The following is a 15091-nucleotide window of genomic DNA, read 5'->3' as shown; positions in this document are numbered from 1 at the left end:
GCGCTGAAGGCCCGCGCCGCACGGTTTCCATCACCGGGCAGCCCACCGGTCCCGGACAGTTGGCGGGACGTACGAGGCACCCCAACCTTCCGGGCGCTTCACAGGGGTGGAGCGGCCGTCTGGGGACGGAAGGAAGGGCTCCGGGAGGTTCCCGGGGCCCTTCCGGGGCGTGAAGGGGCGCGCGGGACCGATGGAACTGTTTCCCATCCATTTGCTGTTCATCGTCGTCTTGATGAACCGCTACATCCTCGGCCCCTTCTTGCGGCGGCTGAAGGGGCGGCGGTTCGAACGGGTGGACGACACCTTCCGCCCGAAGGTCGCCATCGTCGTTCCGCTGTTCAACGAAGGCCAGGGCATCTTCCACACCGTCAGGGCGCTGCTGGACCAGGACTACCCCAGCGAGCTCACCGAAATCATCGTCGTGGATGACTGCTCGCGCGACGACAGCGTCGCGTGGGCCACCAAGGCCGCGGAGGGCCACCCCAATGTCCGGGTGATGCACAACCCGGAGAACATGGGCAAGCGCAAGGGCATCAACCGGGGCGTCCGCGCCGCGACGGACGCGGAGATCATCGTCTCCGTGGACTCCGACGTCGTGGTGGAGAAGAGCGCCGTGCGCCAGCTCATCCGCCGCTTCGTGCACCCGAACGTCGCCGCGGTGGGCGGGCGCACCTTCGTCATCAACCGTCACCAGAACTGGCTGACGCGGATGATTGAAATCAAGTTCCACTTCGCCCAGAAGTGGCTGAAGGACCTGGAGCGCTCGTTCCGCCAGGTGATGTGCCTGTCTGGTTGCCTGACGGCGTATCGCCGGTCGGTGCTGATGGAGCTGGAGCCCATCCTGGAGGCGCGCGCCATCGCGGGCATCCCCATCAAGTACGGCGAGGACCGCTTCCTCACGCGGCAGATCGTCAAGCACGACTACGAGACGGTCTACACGCTGGACGCGTACTGCTTCACCGCCGCGCCCTCCACGCTCGCGGGCTACTTCAGCCAGCAGCTGCGCTGGCGGCGCTCCAACCTGGTGGACCTCATCTGCGGCCTGTCGCACGCGTGGCGGCTGCACCCGGTCATCACCGTGCACTACGTATCGCAGCTGGCGCTGCTGCTGGCGTACCCGGTGGTCATCGTCCACAACCTGCTCAACGGCGAGTTCTGGGACATCCTCGCGTTCCACTTCCTGGTGATTGGCCTGTTGGGCTTCATCTACCGGATGGAGACGCGCTACCTGCCGGAGGACCGGCGCGTGCACCCCGCGAGCTTCCTGCCCATGGCGCTGCTCATGCCGGTGACGTACGCGCTCTTCACGCCGCTGGCGCTGCTGACGCTCGACTCCGGGAGCTGGGAGACGCGCGGCAGTCCCACGACGGCGCCGGCGCCCTCCCCCGTTCCCGCCCCCGCGAAGCTCACGTCCAACTCCGCAGGCGAAGGAACCCCGTCATGAACCAGCAGGTCGCCAACCGGCTCAACTCCATCGCGGTGACCGCCTACAAGTTCATGGGCTCGGTGCTGCTGGCGCTGATCCTCCTGGGCCTGATGTCGTTCCTCGTGGTGCAGGGCTTCTTCCTGGCGAGCAACAGCTGGGCGGCGCCCACCATCCTGTCTCCCACCGACCCCAACGTGCTGGCGCTCAACGCGCAGGCGGCGCAGCAGGAGTCGGAGCGGGACGGGTTGATGGCCCGAAGGCGAGAGGCGTCGGACCGGCTCCTGGAGGCCGAGCGGACCGTGGCCGCGGAGCGGTCCTTCCAGCAGCGCTTCGTGGTGGCGCTCAAGGGGGAGAAGCGCTCCCGCGACCGGCTGGCGAGGCGGCTGTCCGCGCTGCGCCAGGAGTACCTGCGCACGGGTGAGGAGATCGCCGAGTCCAACCGCGCGTTCAGCGGCCTGTCCCGCACGCGGACGAACGCGCTCTACGGCGCGAAGCTGATGGAGCGGGAGGACGTGCTCACCGCCAACCACCACCTGGCGCAGATGGCGCAGAGCAACCTGTCCCTGGCGCAGGAGACGGTGGACCTGGACATGCGCCTGGACACGCTCCGGCGCGAGAGTGAGGGGCTCACCGCCGCGGAGAACGGCCTGGGCCGCGACACCGCCTCCGAAGGCCTGACGACGGACACGCTGCTGCTGGAGCGTGAATACACGCAGTCGGTGCTGGCGCTGGCCCGCGCGGACGCGCAGCGCAAGAGCCTGGAGGCGGACGTGCGCGCGCTGGACGACCGCATCCGCCGCTTCGACCACCTGCTCCAGGTGGTGCATGGCTCGCCGTACCTGAAGGCGGTGGAGCAGAACCTCAACGTGGCCTTCGTGCCCTACGAGAACCTGCCCAACGCCCGGGCCGGCACCCCGCTCTACACCTGCGCGCTCAAGATCTTCTGGTGCCGCGAGGTGGGCGTCGTGGGGCCCGTGCTGGAGGGTGAGATCTCCCAGCAGCACCCCATCCGCCAGTACCACTTGCGGGGCGTGATGGTGGAACTCCAGCTTCGGGATGCGCCAAGCGCGCGCGAGCCGCTGCTTCACCTGGGCCATCCCCCGTTGATGCTGTGAACCCCGTCGTGAAATCGGAAAGGAAGCGGAGGATGCGGACGAGCCTCGCGAGGGGAGCCCTGCTGGGGCTCGGGTTGTGGGCGGGCGTGGCGCCGGCGGAAGAAGCGGGGACGGTGCGGGCCCAGGGAGACCTCGCGAAGGGCTACTGCGAACGCGTGCGCGGCACCGCGAAGGCGGAGGCCGTGCTGGAGCTGGCGCCAGAGGTGTTCGCCAGCGTGGGCGCGGTGAATGCGGGCGACGCGATGGGAGGCTCGGACGACACGCCCCTGGGCTCTCCCAAGCTGCGCGTCACCGCGGGGCTGGGCTACGACTTCGTGGGCCTCTACCGGGGCCACACGCTGCGCTCGCGCGCGGAGGCTGAGTGTCGTCGCTACCAGGCGCTCGCCGCGCTCCAGAGCGCCGTGGACCAGGGCTCGCGGCTGGGGGAGGCGGCGGCGCTGGACGCACGCTCCCGGGCGCTGGCCACGTCCCTGCCCCGCGCGGAGGAGCTGGTGGCCCATCTGCGCGACGACCTGCGCGACGGCGGCGCGACGCTGGAGGAGCTCAACGCGGTGCAGGTGCGGTTGGATCATCTGCGCTCGCTCGCGCGCGACACCGCCCAGGCCCGCGAACGGCTGGAGCTCGAACCCGCGCCGCCAGAAGGACAGACACTGGGCACGCTGCTCAGCGCCTTCGAGGCCGCGGATGATCAAGTCGAGGTCCTGTCCGGCGGCCTGCGCACGGCGGGCGCGTGGCGCCTGAGCGTGCGCGGCGGCTACGACGAGGTCTTCGACGTGGACCAGAGCACGCCCCTCTTCGGCCAGCTCACGCTGGGCTACAACCTGGGCCAGCTGTGGCAGGGCCGGGCCAACGCCCAGGCTCGCGAGGGCCGCCGTTTGGAGTCGCGCGACGCGGTGGATGGAGCGCCCCGTCGGGTGCGCCAGCTCCTGGGCGAATTGCGCATCACCGAGCGCAGTGAACAGCAACGGATGGGCGAGGTGTCCGCGCTGGTGTCGGACCTGCAGGGCCAGCTGCGCGAGGTGGAGCAATTGCAGACGCGGCAGGTGCGCCGCTTCCGCGACTACCTGCTGCTGGAGCTGGCGCGGCTGCAGGCGGAGCAGGCCTACCTGGGCGCGCATCTGAAGACCCTCCGCACGCTTCTGGGGGAAACGGGCCCATGAGCGACGCAAGGCAACGGCGATGGGTGGCGCTCGGGACATCGGGCGTGTTGATGCTGTGGGCAGTCGCACTGCTCCTGAGCCACGGCGCCTGCAACAGCGCGAGGAAGCCCATGGAATCCCCCGCCTCCTCCAGCACGCGCGCGCTGCGCGCCGACCCTCCGGCCACGAAGGACGGACTGGCCCCCGTCACGCGGGGGCAGCTGCACGTCACCGAAGGCCAGGTCGAGAACCTCCAGGAGGAGAAGGAACAGGACGGGACGCAGTTCACCATCGAAGGGCCACGCCAGCGCGCGGTCGTCCCGGAGACGACGGGGGACGAGGCGGAGCTGCGCTTCACCTGGCTGGGCGCCACCAGCGAGGTGGTTCCGCTGGCGTCGGGCCAGCAGCGTGAACAGGTGGGCCTCAAGCTGCGCGCCCGTGACGGCTGCAACGTCATCTACGCCATGTGGCGCATCGCGCCCTCCGCGGGCATCGTGGTCCAGTTCAAGTCCAACCCGGACGACCACGCGAGCGGCGAGTGCGGCAACGCGGGCTACACCACCGTGCGGCCGCGCTTCATGGAGCCGTTGGATCGGTTGTCCCCCGGTGAGTCCCACGTGCTGCGCGCCCGCATCGACGCGAACGTGCTGACCGTGTACGCGGACGGCCTGCGCGTCTGGGAGGGATTGCTGCCCCCCGACGCGCTCGGCCTGGAAGGCCCCGCCGGGATGCGCACGGACAACGCGCGCGTGCGCTTCGAGTTGCTCGTGCCCCAGGCGGCCGGCCCCACCTCGCACCTCTGAGGCGGTCGTCTGGAACCCGCCCGTCGTGGCGAATGGCTGGGGGGCCCCCCTTGCATGGAAGATCCGGGCGTGGGTTGCTTGAGGCACCGATGCCCGACCGCGATCCGCTGGCCTCGACGTATCGTCCACCGCAGGGCCTGGAGGCGTTGGAAGACGCCCTCCGCCGCGACCTGGACATCCTGTCCTACCCTGCCCGCGGCTGGGTGCCGCCGCGCTCCACTCCGGACGGCCGTCCCATCCTGGACGTGCTCATCGTGGGCGGAGGCCAGAGCGGGCTGGGGGCCGCGTTCGGGCTGATGCGCGAGCGCGTGACGAACGTGCTCGTGCTGGACGACGGCAGGGACGGCTTCCACGGGCCCTGGAAGACGTTCGCGCGGATGATCACCCTGCGCACGCCCAAGTACCTCACCGGTGCGGACTACAACATCCCCAACCTCTCCTTCCGCGCCTGGTACGAAGCGCAGCACGGCGCGGAGGGCTTCCAGCAGGTGGCCCTCATCCCGAAGGAGCTGTGGGCGGACTACCTCCTCTGGTACCGGCGCGTGCTGGGCATCCCGGTGAAGTGCGGCACCAAGGCGGGCGCGCTGCGCTGGCGCGCGGACCTGGACTGCTTCGAGGTCCCCGCCGCGCACAACAACGAGGCGGAGTTCCTCCTCGCGCGCAAGGTGGTGCTGGCCACCGGCATCGACGGCTCCGGCCGCTGGGAGGCGCCGCCAGAGGTGCAGCCGCTGCCGCGCGCGCTGTGGGCACACACGCATGACCCCATCGACTTCGCCGCGCTGAAGGGCAAGCGCGTGGGAGTGCTGGGCGCGGGGGCCTCCGCGTTCGACAACGCCTCCGTGGCGCTGGAGATGGGCGTGGGCCAGGTGGACCTGTTCTACCGCCGCAAGAAGCTGCCCAACGTGAACCCCTACCGCTGGGCGGAGTTCGCGGGCTTCCTGCGCCACCACGGCGACCTGCCGGACGCGCAGCGCTGGCGCTTCATCCGGCAGATCATCGACATGGGCCAGCTGCCGCCGCGCGACACCTTCGAGCGCGCCCGCCGCCACCCGCACTTCCACCTGCACGCGGAGAGTCCCTGGGTGGAGGTGAAGGCGCAGGACGGCATGGCCGTGGTGCGCACGCCGCACGCGACGCACGCGTTCGACTTCCTCATCATCGCGTCCGGCTTCACCACGGACCTGTCGCTGCGGCCGGAGCTGGCGGAGCTGCACCCGCACATCGCGCTGTGGAAGGACCGCTTCACGCCGCCGGAGAACGAACGGAACGCGGACCTGCTGCGCCACCCGTACCTGGGCCCCTCCTTCGAGTTCCAGGAGAAGCAGCCCGGCACCGCGCCATGGCTGGGCGGCGTGTTCAACTACACCTTCGGGTGCCTGCTCTCGTTGGGCTTCGGCGGCGCCAGCATCTCCGGCATGAAGTACAGCCTGCCCCGCCTGGTGGGCGGCATCACGAAACAGCTCTACCTGGATGACAGCGAGCGCCACTTCCGCGCGCTCGCGGACTACGCGACGACGGAGTTCGAGACGTGAGTGCATCTGTAACCGTGTTTCGCAGCGAGCGCGTGGTGACGCCCGAGGGCACGCGCGCCGCGGCGGTGGTGGTGCGCGACGGGCGCATCGAAGGCATCCACGCGACGGTGGACGTGCCAAAGGACGCGCAGGTGGTGGACCTGGGCCGGGACGCGCTGTTGCCCGGCATCGTGGACAGCCACGCGCACATCAACGAGCCCGGCCGCACGGACTGGGAGGGCTTCGCCACGGCGACGGCGGCGGCGGCGGCGGGCGGCATCACCACCGTGGTGGACATGCCGCTCAACTCCATCCCCGCGACCACGTCCCTGGCCGCGCTGCGCACCAAGGCGGAGGCCGCCTCCGGCCAGTGCGCCATCGACTACGGCCTGTGGGGCGGCGTCATCCCCGGCAACGCCCACGAGCTCCAGGCGATGGTCGAAGCGGGCGCGCCGGGCTTCAAGTGCTTCCTCGTGCACTCGGGCGTGGATGAGTTTCCCGCCGCCACGCGCGAGGTGCTGGACGCGGCCATGCCCATCCTCGCGAAGGCGGGCGTGCCGCTGCTGGTCCACGCGGAGCTGACGGACCATGAACCGCCCTTCGCGGGCGACGTGCGCGCGTATGCCAGCTACCTCGCGTCCCGTCCGGCCGCGTGGGAGGTGGACGCCATCCGGATGATGATCGACCTGTGCCGCAAGCACCGCGGCCCCGTGCACATCGTCCACCTGTCCGCGGCGGACGCGCTGGACGACATCGCGAAGGCGAAGGCGGAAGGGCTGCCCTTCACGGTGGAGACGTGCCCGCACTACCTCACCTTCACGGCGGAGGAGATCGAAGCCGGCGCCACCCACTTCAAGTGCGCCCCGCCCATCCGCGAGGCGGCCAACCGCGAGCGGCTGTGGGACGCAGTGAAGAGCGGCCTCATCGACCTGGTGGTGTCGGACCACTCGCCCTGCACGCCCGCGCTCAAGAAGCTGGAGGCCGGGGACTTCTCCGGCGCGTGGGGCGGCATCGCCGGCTTGCAGCTCAGCGTGTCCGCGGTGTGGACGGGCATGCGCGCGCGCGGCCTGGGCCTGGACGCGCTGGTGGAGCGCATGGCGCACCGCACCGCGAAGCTGGCCGGATTGTCGGGGCGCAAAGGAGCCATCCGGCCCGGGCTGGACGCGGACTTCGTCGTCTTCGCTCCGGAGGCGCGCTTCAAGGTGGCGCCAGAGGACATCCGCCACCGGCACCGGCTGACGCCCTACGCCGGACGCGAGCTGGAAGGCCGGGTGATGAGGACATACCTGCGCGGCCAGCGTATCTTCGACGCCACCGAGGGACTGACGGGCCCGCGCATCGGCCAATGGCTGCCGCGCGGCTAGCCCCGGCGGTCCGGGAGAGGAATACCGATGCAAGCCGAAGCACCCGGGGCGATGCACGTCGCCTTCGCTGACTTGATTGATCTCGCCGCACGCAAGGTGGGCGGCAAGGCCCTGCTGGCCAACGACGAGTTCTTCGCGCCCAAGGAAGCGATGCTGGAGCCCGGGCGCGGCGTCTTCATCGCGGACAAGTACACGGAGCGCGGCAAGTGGATGGACGGCTGGGAGACGCGCCGCAAGCGCGTGCCCGGCTACGACTGGTGCATCGTGAAGCTGGGCCTGCCCGGCGCCATCCACGGCATCGACGTGGACACCAACCACTTCCTCGGCAACTTCCCCGAGTACGCCTCGCTGGAGGCGTGCGAGGTGGACGGAGACCCGTCGGCGGAGTCGCTGGCGGAGGACGTGTCGCGCTGGACGGAGCTGGTCCCCAAGCAGCGCCTGCGCGGCGGTTCGCGCAACCTCTTCCCGGTGGCGAACGAGCGGCGCTTCACGCACGTGCGCCTCAACATCTACCCGGACGGCGGCGTCGCTCGCCTGCGCGTGCACGGACAGGTGCTGCCGGACTGGCACGCCCTCAAGAAGGCCGGGCTGGTGGACCTGGCGGCGGCGGCCAACGGCGGCTCCGTCGTCACGTGCAATGACCAATTCTTCGGCACGAAGGACAACCTCATCTTCCCGGGCCGCGCGGCGAACATGGGCGAGGGCTGGGAGACGCGCCGCAAGCGCGTGCCGGGCTTCGACTGGATCGTCGTGAAGCTGGCCACGGCGGGCACGCTGCGCCGCGCGGAGGTGGACACCCACTACTTCAAGGGCAACTTCCCGGACCGCTGCTCGCTGGAGGGCATCCACCTGGAGGAGCCGCTGCTGGACTTCGCCAACGCGACGCACCTCCCGTGGAAGGAGCTGTTGCCCCAGTCGAAGCTCCAGGCGGACCACTGCCACGTCTTCGAGAAGGAGCTGAAGGACGTGGGCCCCATCACCCACGTGCGCCTCAACATCTTCCCGGACGGCGGCGTCAGCCGGCTGCGCCTCTTCGGGGAGCCGGCGTGACGACGCCGCTGGAGCGCCTGAACACCGCCACGACGGAGGAGGCCACCGAGGCCTTCACCCGCTGCTGCGGCAGCACGAAGTGGGTCCAGCGGATGCTGGCCGTCCGCCCGTTCCGCGACGCGGAGCACCTGTACGCGGAGGCCGTGGACGCCTGGGCGCGCACGGGGCCGGAGGACTGGAAGGAGGCCTTCACGCACCACCCGCGCATCGGCGACGTGTCGAAGCTGCGGGAGAAGTTCGCCTCCACCGCGCAGTGGTCGTCGCAGGAGCAGAAGGGCGTGGCTGGCGCGGACGAAGGCGTGTTGCAGGCGCTGTCCCAGGGCAACCGGGACTACGAGTCCCGCTACGGCTTCATCTTCCTCGTCTGTGCCACGGGCAAGAGCGCGGCGCAGATGCTGGACCTGCTCCAGGACCGCATGCACCACACCCCGGACGAAGAGCTGAAGATCGCGGCCGGGGAGCAGGCGAAGATCACCCGCATCCGACTGGAGAAGCTCCTCGCGTCATGAGCACCCTCAGCACGCATGTCCTGGACACGAGCACGGGCCGTCCCGCGGAGGGGCTCTCCCTCACGTTGGAGGCCCGCTCGGGCGAAGACTTCCGGGAGCTGTCCCGGGGCGTCACCAACGCGGATGGACGGGTGAAGGACCTGTCGGGCGCGAACACGAAGCTTCAGCCCGGCGTGTACCGCCTCACCTTCGACACCGGGGCCTGGTTCCAGGCCCGGGGGCAGCGGGGCTTCTACCCGTATGTGCAGGTCGTGTTCGAGGTCACCGCGACCGACGAGCACTACCACGTCCCGCTGCTCCTGAGCCCCTTCGGCTTCTCCACCTACCGGGGAAGCTGAAGCTTCAGACGCGCGGCGGTTCGACGGGCGCCTTGTCCACGGCGGGCGCCTTGTCGCCGGCGCGCTCCACCTTCTCCGGCTTGTCCGCGACGGGCTCCGCGCAGAGCGAGGAGTTGTTGGACTTGCACACGCCGCCGTTCTGCAGGTCGAACCGCCAGCGGTGGCGCGGGCACACCACGTAGCGGCCCTCCTCCACCCAGCCCTCCTCCAGGTCCGCGCCCTGGTGCGGGCAGAAGCGCTGGATGGTGAAGCGCTTGCCGCCGGCCTCCACCACGGTGCGCTCCTTCTGGGCCTCCGTGGCGCGGATGCCGTCGCAGAACTCGCGGATGTCCTCCACCTCCACGCCCAGGAAGCCGTGCAGCACGGGCTCGTAGACGTCCGGGTTGCGGGACAGCCGCAGGCGGAAGGACAAGAGGAAGTCCTCCCAGTTCAGCTTGCGGTCCAACACGCGCACGATGTCGCTCGCGCTCACCTTCATCGCGTAGCGGCTCTTGTCGCGCATCTCCGTCACTTCATCCACGCGGCGGCCCTTGAAGTCCACGCGCAACAGCCGCGTGGGCGCCTCCGTCAGCTCCACGTAGAACGGCATGCCCACGCGGTCGTGCAGATCCAACAGGTCCAGCTTGCGCTGCAGCTCCACGCGCAGGCGGGCGTGGATTTCATCCACCTCCTCGCGCATCAGGTTGCGGCGGCGCTCGCGGAAGACGTAGGCCATGTCCTTCGCGTACGTGTGGAGGTACTCCTTGAAGTTCTCCGTCGTCACGCGCTCCGGCACCTGGGACACGAACTCCAGCGAGCCCGCGTCCAGCACGTCCCCGGGCATGGGCTCCAGGTAGCGCGTGGGCAGCGTGGGCATGCGCTTCTCCAGGTAGGAGAAGAGCACGGGCGCGCGCGGGAAGATGTTCACGTCCTGGAAGTTCAGGTTGAAGAGCGCCGGGTCCAGGAAGGCCGCAGGGCCCGCCGCCGCGATGTACGCGCGGGGCTGCACCACTTCCAACGCACGCGACACCGCCTCGAACTTGCTGTCGCGCTTCTTCAGGCTGATGGCCGAGTACGTCTCCTGCGGGTACTCGTAACAGGTGGGGTGCCAGATGGCGCCGGAGAACTGGGCGGAGAAGACGTCGATGGGCCCCTCCTCCGCGATGACGCGCACCAGGCGGTCGTGCATCTTGCAGTCGTTGATGTTGAGGAAGCACTGCCCGTCGCCTCGCACCATCACGCTGGAGTCGCGGTTGGTGCCCTGCTCCGACACGAAGAGCTTGATGTAGCCGCCCTTGATGGGAATCTCGCGCGAGTCCTCGCACGCGATGACGCGCTTGCAGCCGTACTTCTCGAAGATGTCCCGCAGCTCCGAGCGGCGGAACCTGGGCACCAGCACGGTGAAGTCCCGCTTCGCGATAGTGGCCAGGAACTCCGGGTCGAAGTGATCCTTGTGCTCGTGGCTGATGTAGAGGAAGCGCTCCTTGCCCGGCGTCTCCAGCAGCTCCTTCACGCGCGGCGCCAGGTGGTGGTTGCGAGGCAGCTGCATCCACGCGGAGTCAAAGGCCCCCTGGGGCGTCAGCCACGGATCCATGACGACGAGCGCTCCAGCGGTCTCCACCGCGAAGCCCGCATGACCCAGGAAGGTGATCCGCATGAACGTCGTCCCTCGTGTGGAAGGCCCGGCCGGGAGGACCGCGCCCTGGAGTGGCTGTGCGCCCGGGCAGCCCGTGGCCCCGGCGTCAGCTAGGCTGCGAAGCTAGGGCGTCTCTTTCCAGCGGCACCCCGGCGCGCCCCTCCTGTCGGAAAGCCCACGCGCGCCACGTCAGGCCGCGAACAAAAAGAGAGGGAGGCCCGAGTAAGGCCCCCCTCTCCTGCTGACTTCAGGACGTGCGGCGTGCGGCCTGACTAGGGCTGGATCTCCCGGACGCTCATCCACTTGAAGTCCACGTCCGTGGCGTTGTCCCAGCGGAACGTGGCGATGGGCCCGCCCCACGTAATGGGCATGGCCCCCACGGATCCGCCGCAGTGCTGGGCATCTCCGCCCCACTTCCCGTCGTCGGTCATGTCGTAGACCTTGGTCCAGGTGACCTTGTCGGCGTTGTCGTTGAGGTACAGCTCCAGCTTCACCGCTTCCGCGCCGTTCGCGCCCGGCACGTTGTGCATGACGGCCTTGAAGCCCACCCAGCGGCCCTTCAGCGCGGAGGTGGCCGGCTTGTACGGGGCCTGGTCGTAGGACACGTGCCAGGTCTCCTTCTCCCAGCGCACGCGGCCGTCGTAGTGCAGACCGCCCTTGTAGCTGCTGCCCTCGCAGCCGGAGTTGTTGTCGTTGTGCTTCCCGCCGCGCGCGTACCAGGCGAAGTTGTCCTGGGTGTTGTTCACCGCGTTGACCTTCACGAAGCCGGTCATCTCGATGTTCTTCCAGTCGTTGGCCGCCTGCATGTAGCCGCGGCTCGCCAGCACGTCGCGGTCATACGTGGCGATCTGCTTCGCGTCGTAGCCCGAGGCCGGCAAGGCGCTCATGCGCACCTTCGTGCTCTTCATCTTCCAGGAGCCGTCCGCGTTGCGCGTGATGGTGCCCTGCGGATCAAAGCGCTTGTCCGCGGTGGCATCCTCCGCGAGCGCCCAGGACTCACCGCCCGGCAGTGAGGGGTACAGCATCGTCACGCCGAAGCCATCCACACCCGACGGAGCAGGAGCTGGCGTGTCCTCCGGCGGTGCGGTGGGCGTGGGCGCCGTGGGGTCCTGCGGGGCCTCCGTCTCCGAGGGGACGGGCTCCGGGGTGCCCTCCGGCTCGGGGGCCGGCGTGGGCGTGGCAGGGACGCCAGGGGCGGGGCCAGGCGCGGGGGTGCTCACCTCGCCGGTCGGGGTCGTCGTGTCGCCTTCGGGGCTCGCGCCACAGCCAAAGGCATGGAGTGCCACCAGCAGCGCGCTGGACGTGAAGACAAATCGGTTCCGCATCGGGCAGGGGGTTTCCGTGCTCGGGGGCCCTCGAGACGGGCAGCGGCCGCGACGCCTTCGCCGGCGGCCCCGTCACCCACGCACCGTGCCTCCTGGCTCACGTGCCACGGGAGGTGCGGGCGCTCGGCTGGTCTCAATGGCCCGGTGAAAGCGTTCTCCAGCCGGGGTCATTGAAAACCATGGCGGAAATGAACACTTCCCCTGGCGACAAGGACCTCAAGAGCCCCCGGCCGTCCGGCCCCCCTGCCCCGGCGGGACGCCTGCTCCCGGGCGATACTTCTGTTTTCCCGAAGCATCGCGTCCGGATTCTCTATTTGCCGAAGATAGCCGACGCTCCTATTTGAGAGGGGTTGGCTCCCCGTGCCTTCCCCAGGTGAACTCGTTGGAATCCTTCCAAACCATCGGCAGCCCCCTCATGTGGGGCGGCTTCATCGCGTTCGTATTCGCGATGCTCGCGCTGGACCTCGGTGTGTTCCACCGCAAGGCGCACACGGTGAGCTTCAAGGAGGCCGGGGCCTGGAGCGCGGTGTGGGTGAGCCTGTCGCTGGCGTTCAACGCCTTCCTGTGGTGGCGCTACGGCGCCGGGCCGGGCATGGAGTTCCTCACCGGCTACCTCATCGAGAAGTCGCTCTCCGTCGACAACATCTTCGTCTTCGTCGTCATCTTCTCCACGATGAAGGTCCCGGCCCACTACCAGCACCGGGTCCTCTTCTGGGGCATCCTGAGCGCGCTGGTGCTGCGCGCGGCGATGATCTTCGCGGGCGTGGCGATGCTGGAGCGCTTCCACTGGCTCATCTACGTCTTCGGCGCCTTCCTCATCATCACGGGCGTGAAGCTCTTCATCCAGCGCAACCACGAGGAGCACCCGGAGGACGGCTGGCTGATGCGCACCGCCCGCCGCGTCATCCCCTCCACGCCGCACTTCCACGGGCAGCACTTCCTCACGGTGGAGAACGGCCGCAAGCTGGCGACGCCGCTGCTCATGGCGCTGATGCTGGTGGAGGCGTCCGACGTGCTCTTCGCGCTGGACTCCATCCCCGCCATCTTCGCGGTGACGCGCGACCCGTTCATCGTCTTCACGTCGAACATCTTCGCCATCCTGGGCCTGCGCTCGCTCTTCTTCCTGATGGCCGGGGCGATGGAGAAGTTCACCTACCTGAAGGTCGGCCTGTCCGGCGTGCTCGTCTTCGTGGGCGCGAAGATGGCGCTGGTGGACGTGGTGCACCTGTCCCCGGCCGTCTCCCTGGGCGTCATCGCGCTGGTGCTGGGCGGAAGCATCGTGGCCTCGCTGGTGAAGGCCCGGAACACGCCGCCGCACGCGCCCAACGCTGAGGCGACTTCGGACGTGAGCCGCGACGCGGCGGCCCCCGCGAAGAGCTGACGCTCCCGCGGAACCAACATTTTTCCGGCTGTGGGTCCCATGGGGTGTGGGGCTCCGGGCCCGGGCCCTCGAAGCGCATGGGGGCTCGGGCCTCTTTTTTAATGGCCCCGGGACAGCTCCATGAACTCCAGCCAGGAGCGGATGGCGTCCTCGAACTCCTCCAGGGGCAGGTCCTGGGAGCGGCCGGGGATGGCCACCTCGCTGTGGATGGAGGCCCGGGCCCGGTTGAGCTCCAGGCTCCAGGTCTCTCCGGTGACGTCCCACCGATCCCGCTGTCCCTGCCGCAGCGCCGTCAGTTCGCGCAGCATCCCCTGCGCCCGGTTCGCATCCGGCCGCAGCTCCTGGGCGAGGTAGTCCGCCAGCACGTCGTCGGGCGGCAGGCCACTCACGACCGCCCGTCCCTGCTGATCCCACGTGAATCGCAATGTCCTGGGCACGGCCGTGAAGGTCGCACAATCGGCGGATCGCCGACCACGCCCCGACCCTGACGATTGCGCCGGAACCCGACACTGCGGCCCGGCCGCGTGCGACAGCCAACGGGCGCCTCCGCCCCGCGAACAGCAACTGTCAGGAGCTGGAAAAGCGAAAGGCCGTGAGCCCCTGAGGACTCACGGCCTTTCTTGAGTGGGCGCGGCAGGTTTCGAACCTGCGACCCCTGCCGTGTGAAGGCAGTGCTCTACCGCTGAGCTACGCGCCCTGCTGTCTGTGCCGCCCGCCGCGCCACCGCTGCGCAACGGACGCGGCGGTAAATGCCATTCGTGCGCGTGGGTGTCAACGCCTTTTCTAGGAGGATTCTTCCGCGAGCGCTTCCAGCTTCTCGTCCAGCTCGCGCAGGCGGCGCTTGAGGCCCGCGAGCTGCTTCCCCACGGCCTTGAAGTCGCCCTTCGGCGCGAAGTGCAGGGCCTTCATGACCTCTTCCTGTCCGCGGTCCAGGGCCTGCTTGCCGCGCTGGACACGGCCAATGGCCTGGGCCACGGCCATGGCGCGCTTCTCGTCGGCCATGAGCTTCTCCATGGCCATGCTGGACAGCCCCAGCGCCTGCTTCTTCAAGTCGTCCCGGATGCCCATGGGTGTCCTCTGGCCTCAGGGGCCGTCGGGGAACTCGGTCTTCAGCGCGGCGAAGACGCGGTCGGCGATGCCCTTGTAGCGCATGCGTTCGATGAGCGGCTGCAGGTCCCCCCGCATGGAGATGCGGCGCTTGAGCACCGCCTCCACCGGGTCCAATGTGCCCAGCAGCAGCTGCTTCCAGACGGAGTACGGCGCGCGGGCCAGGTACACCGGCTCCAGCTCGTCCAGGTCGTCCGGATCCGACAGCACGCGGGCCCGCTTGATGTCACAGTCCCCGGGCTCCACGTGGACGACGAAGGGCTTGTCCAGCTTGCCCTTCTCCGCCTCGATGATGGCCCCGAAGTCGCCCTTCCAGCCCTTGCCGGCGATGGCGCACTCCGGGTCTGCATTGGTGAGCCGGACGGCTTCGTCCAGCCATTCCTTCGACGGAAACTTCGGCATCGCGCC

Annotated in this window: 15 protein-coding genes and 1 tRNA gene; 10 read left to right on the top strand and 6 right to left on the bottom strand. The window is 69.3% G+C overall.

Annotation, left to right across the window (positions count from 1 at the left end):
- The first annotated feature begins 190 nt into the window (after positions 1-190).
- From D7X99_RS10690 to uraH, 9 genes are all read left to right on the top strand, one after another.
- On the top strand, positions 191-1444 hold the full coding sequence (locus D7X99_RS10690) for a glycosyltransferase family 2 protein (RefSeq protein WP_121777733.1): 1254 nt from the start codon (positions 191-193) through the stop codon (positions 1442-1444).
- Complete coding sequence (locus tag D7X99_RS10685) at positions 1441-2541, top strand: hypothetical protein (RefSeq protein WP_121754910.1); 1101 nt, start codon at positions 1441-1443, stop codon at positions 2539-2541. Before D7X99_RS10690 ends, D7X99_RS10685 begins: the two co-directional genes overlap by 4 nt.
- Before the next feature lie 32 nt (positions 2542-2573).
- Positions 2574-3701, top strand: coding sequence for a hypothetical protein (locus D7X99_RS10680; protein WP_121777675.1), 1128 nt, complete (start codon positions 2574-2576; stop codon positions 3699-3701).
- Positions 3702-3811: 110 nt separating this feature from the next.
- Positions 3812-4483 carry a hypothetical protein gene (locus tag D7X99_RS10675; protein WP_233613281.1) on the top strand — a complete coding sequence of 224 codons (672 nt, stop codon included), beginning with the start codon at positions 3812-3814 and terminating at the stop codon, positions 4481-4483.
- 89 nt (positions 4484-4572) lie between these two features.
- Complete coding sequence (locus D7X99_RS10670) at positions 4573-6015, top strand: FAD/NAD(P)-binding protein (RefSeq protein ID WP_121777674.1); 1443 nt, start codon at positions 4573-4575, stop codon at positions 6013-6015.
- Positions 6012-7358 carry an allantoinase AllB gene (gene allB / locus D7X99_RS10665; RefSeq protein ID WP_121777673.1) on the top strand — a complete coding sequence of 449 codons (1347 nt, stop codon included), beginning with the start codon at positions 6012-6014 and terminating at the stop codon, positions 7356-7358. Before D7X99_RS10670 ends, allB begins: the two co-directional genes overlap by 4 nt.
- 27 nt (positions 7359-7385) lie before the next feature.
- Positions 7386-8408, top strand: coding sequence for an allantoicase (gene alc, locus D7X99_RS10660; RefSeq protein ID WP_121777672.1), 1023 nt, complete (start codon positions 7386-7388; stop codon positions 8406-8408).
- A complete protein-coding gene (uraD, locus tag D7X99_RS10655; protein ID WP_121777671.1) occupies positions 8405-8917 on the top strand; it encodes a 2-oxo-4-hydroxy-4-carboxy-5-ureidoimidazoline decarboxylase in 513 nt (170 codons plus the stop codon). The genes alc and uraD overlap by 4 nt, the downstream gene beginning before the upstream one ends.
- A complete protein-coding gene (gene uraH, locus D7X99_RS10650) occupies positions 8914-9255 on the top strand; it encodes a hydroxyisourate hydrolase (protein ID WP_014397447.1) in 342 nt (113 codons plus the stop codon). The genes uraD and uraH overlap by 4 nt, the downstream gene beginning before the upstream one ends.
- Positions 9256-9259: 4 nt before the next feature.
- Here uraH and D7X99_RS10645 read toward each other — a convergent pair whose 3' ends face one another.
- Together D7X99_RS10645 and D7X99_RS10640 are read right to left on the bottom strand one after the other, a co-directional pair.
- The gene (locus D7X99_RS10645; protein ID WP_121777670.1) at positions 9260-10891 is read right to left on the bottom strand and encodes a Rieske 2Fe-2S domain-containing protein; all 1632 of its coding nucleotides are present in this window, start codon (positions 10889-10891) and stop codon (positions 9260-9262) included.
- Positions 10892-11142: 251 nt separating this feature from the next.
- Entirely contained in the window at positions 11143-12195 is a 1053-nt protein-coding gene (locus D7X99_RS10640) for a carbohydrate-binding protein (protein WP_121777669.1), read from the bottom strand.
- Between the two features lie 382 nt (positions 12196-12577).
- Here D7X99_RS10640 and D7X99_RS10635 point away from each other — a divergent pair, with 382 nt between their 5' ends.
- Positions 12578-13576, top strand: coding sequence for a TerC family protein (locus D7X99_RS10635; RefSeq protein ID WP_121777731.1), 999 nt, complete (start codon positions 12578-12580; stop codon positions 13574-13576).
- Between the two features lie 98 nt (positions 13577-13674).
- Here the strand turns inward: D7X99_RS10635 and D7X99_RS10630 are convergent, their stop codons facing one another.
- The 4 genes from D7X99_RS10630 to D7X99_RS10615 all read right to left on the bottom strand — a co-directional run bounded on the left by D7X99_RS10630 (position 13675) and on the right by D7X99_RS10615 (position 15085).
- On the bottom strand, positions 13675-13965 hold the full coding sequence (locus tag D7X99_RS10630; RefSeq protein ID WP_169828068.1) for a hypothetical protein: 291 nt from the start codon (positions 13963-13965) through the stop codon (positions 13675-13677).
- 236 nt (positions 13966-14201) lie between these two features.
- Positions 14202-14273 (bottom strand) — tRNA-Val (locus D7X99_RS10625).
- 86 nt (positions 14274-14359) lie between these two features.
- Entirely contained in the window at positions 14360-14644 is a 285-nt protein-coding gene (locus tag D7X99_RS10620) for a hypothetical protein (RefSeq protein WP_120581302.1), read from the bottom strand.
- A 15-nt stretch (positions 14645-14659) separates the two neighbouring features.
- The gene (locus D7X99_RS10615) at positions 14660-15085 is read right to left on the bottom strand and encodes a hypothetical protein (RefSeq protein ID WP_121777667.1); all 426 of its coding nucleotides are present in this window, start codon (positions 15083-15085) and stop codon (positions 14660-14662) included.
- Positions 15086-15091 lie beyond the last annotated feature (6 nt).

It is taken from the genome of Corallococcus sp. AB032C (genome assembly GCF_003668935.1).
GTDB classification, from domain to species: domain Bacteria; phylum Myxococcota; class Myxococcia; order Myxococcales; family Myxococcaceae; genus Corallococcus; species Corallococcus exiguus.
This window is presented reverse-complemented; position numbering and strand designations above follow the sequence as displayed.

Bases quoted from the DNA above. Each gene is read 5' to 3' on its own strand.
- D7X99_RS10690 (WP_121777733.1), top strand. From the start codon at position 191: ATGGAACTGTTTCCCATCCATTTGCTGTTCATCGTCGTCTTGATGAAC.
- D7X99_RS10685 (WP_121754910.1), top strand. From the start codon at position 1,441: ATGAACCAGCAGGTCGCCAACCGGCTCAACTCCATCGCGGTGACCGCC.
- D7X99_RS10680 (WP_121777675.1), top strand. From the start codon at position 2,574: ATGCGGACGAGCCTCGCGAGGGGAGCCCTGCTGGGGCTCGGGTTGTGG.
- D7X99_RS10675 (WP_233613281.1), top strand. From the start codon at position 3,812: ATGGAATCCCCCGCCTCCTCCAGCACGCGCGCGCTGCGCGCCGACCCT.
- D7X99_RS10670 (WP_121777674.1), top strand. From the start codon at position 4,573: ATGCCCGACCGCGATCCGCTGGCCTCGACGTATCGTCCACCGCAGGGC.
- alc (WP_121777672.1), top strand. From the start codon at position 7,386: ATGCAAGCCGAAGCACCCGGGGCGATGCACGTCGCCTTCGCTGACTTG.
- uraH (WP_014397447.1), top strand. From the start codon at position 8,914: ATGAGCACCCTCAGCACGCATGTCCTGGACACGAGCACGGGCCGTCCC.
- D7X99_RS10645 (WP_121777670.1), bottom strand. From the start codon at position 10,891: ATGCGGATCACCTTCCTGGGTCATGCGGGCTTCGCGGTGGAGACCGCT.
- D7X99_RS10640 (WP_121777669.1), bottom strand. From the start codon at position 12,195: ATGCGGAACCGATTTGTCTTCACGTCCAGCGCGCTGCTGGTGGCACTC.
- D7X99_RS10620 (WP_120581302.1), bottom strand. From the start codon at position 14,644: ATGGGCATCCGGGACGACTTGAAGAAGCAGGCGCTGGGGCTGTCCAGC.
- D7X99_RS10615 (WP_121777667.1), bottom strand. From the start codon at position 15,085: ATGCCGAAGTTTCCGTCGAAGGAATGGCTGGACGAAGCCGTCCGGCTC.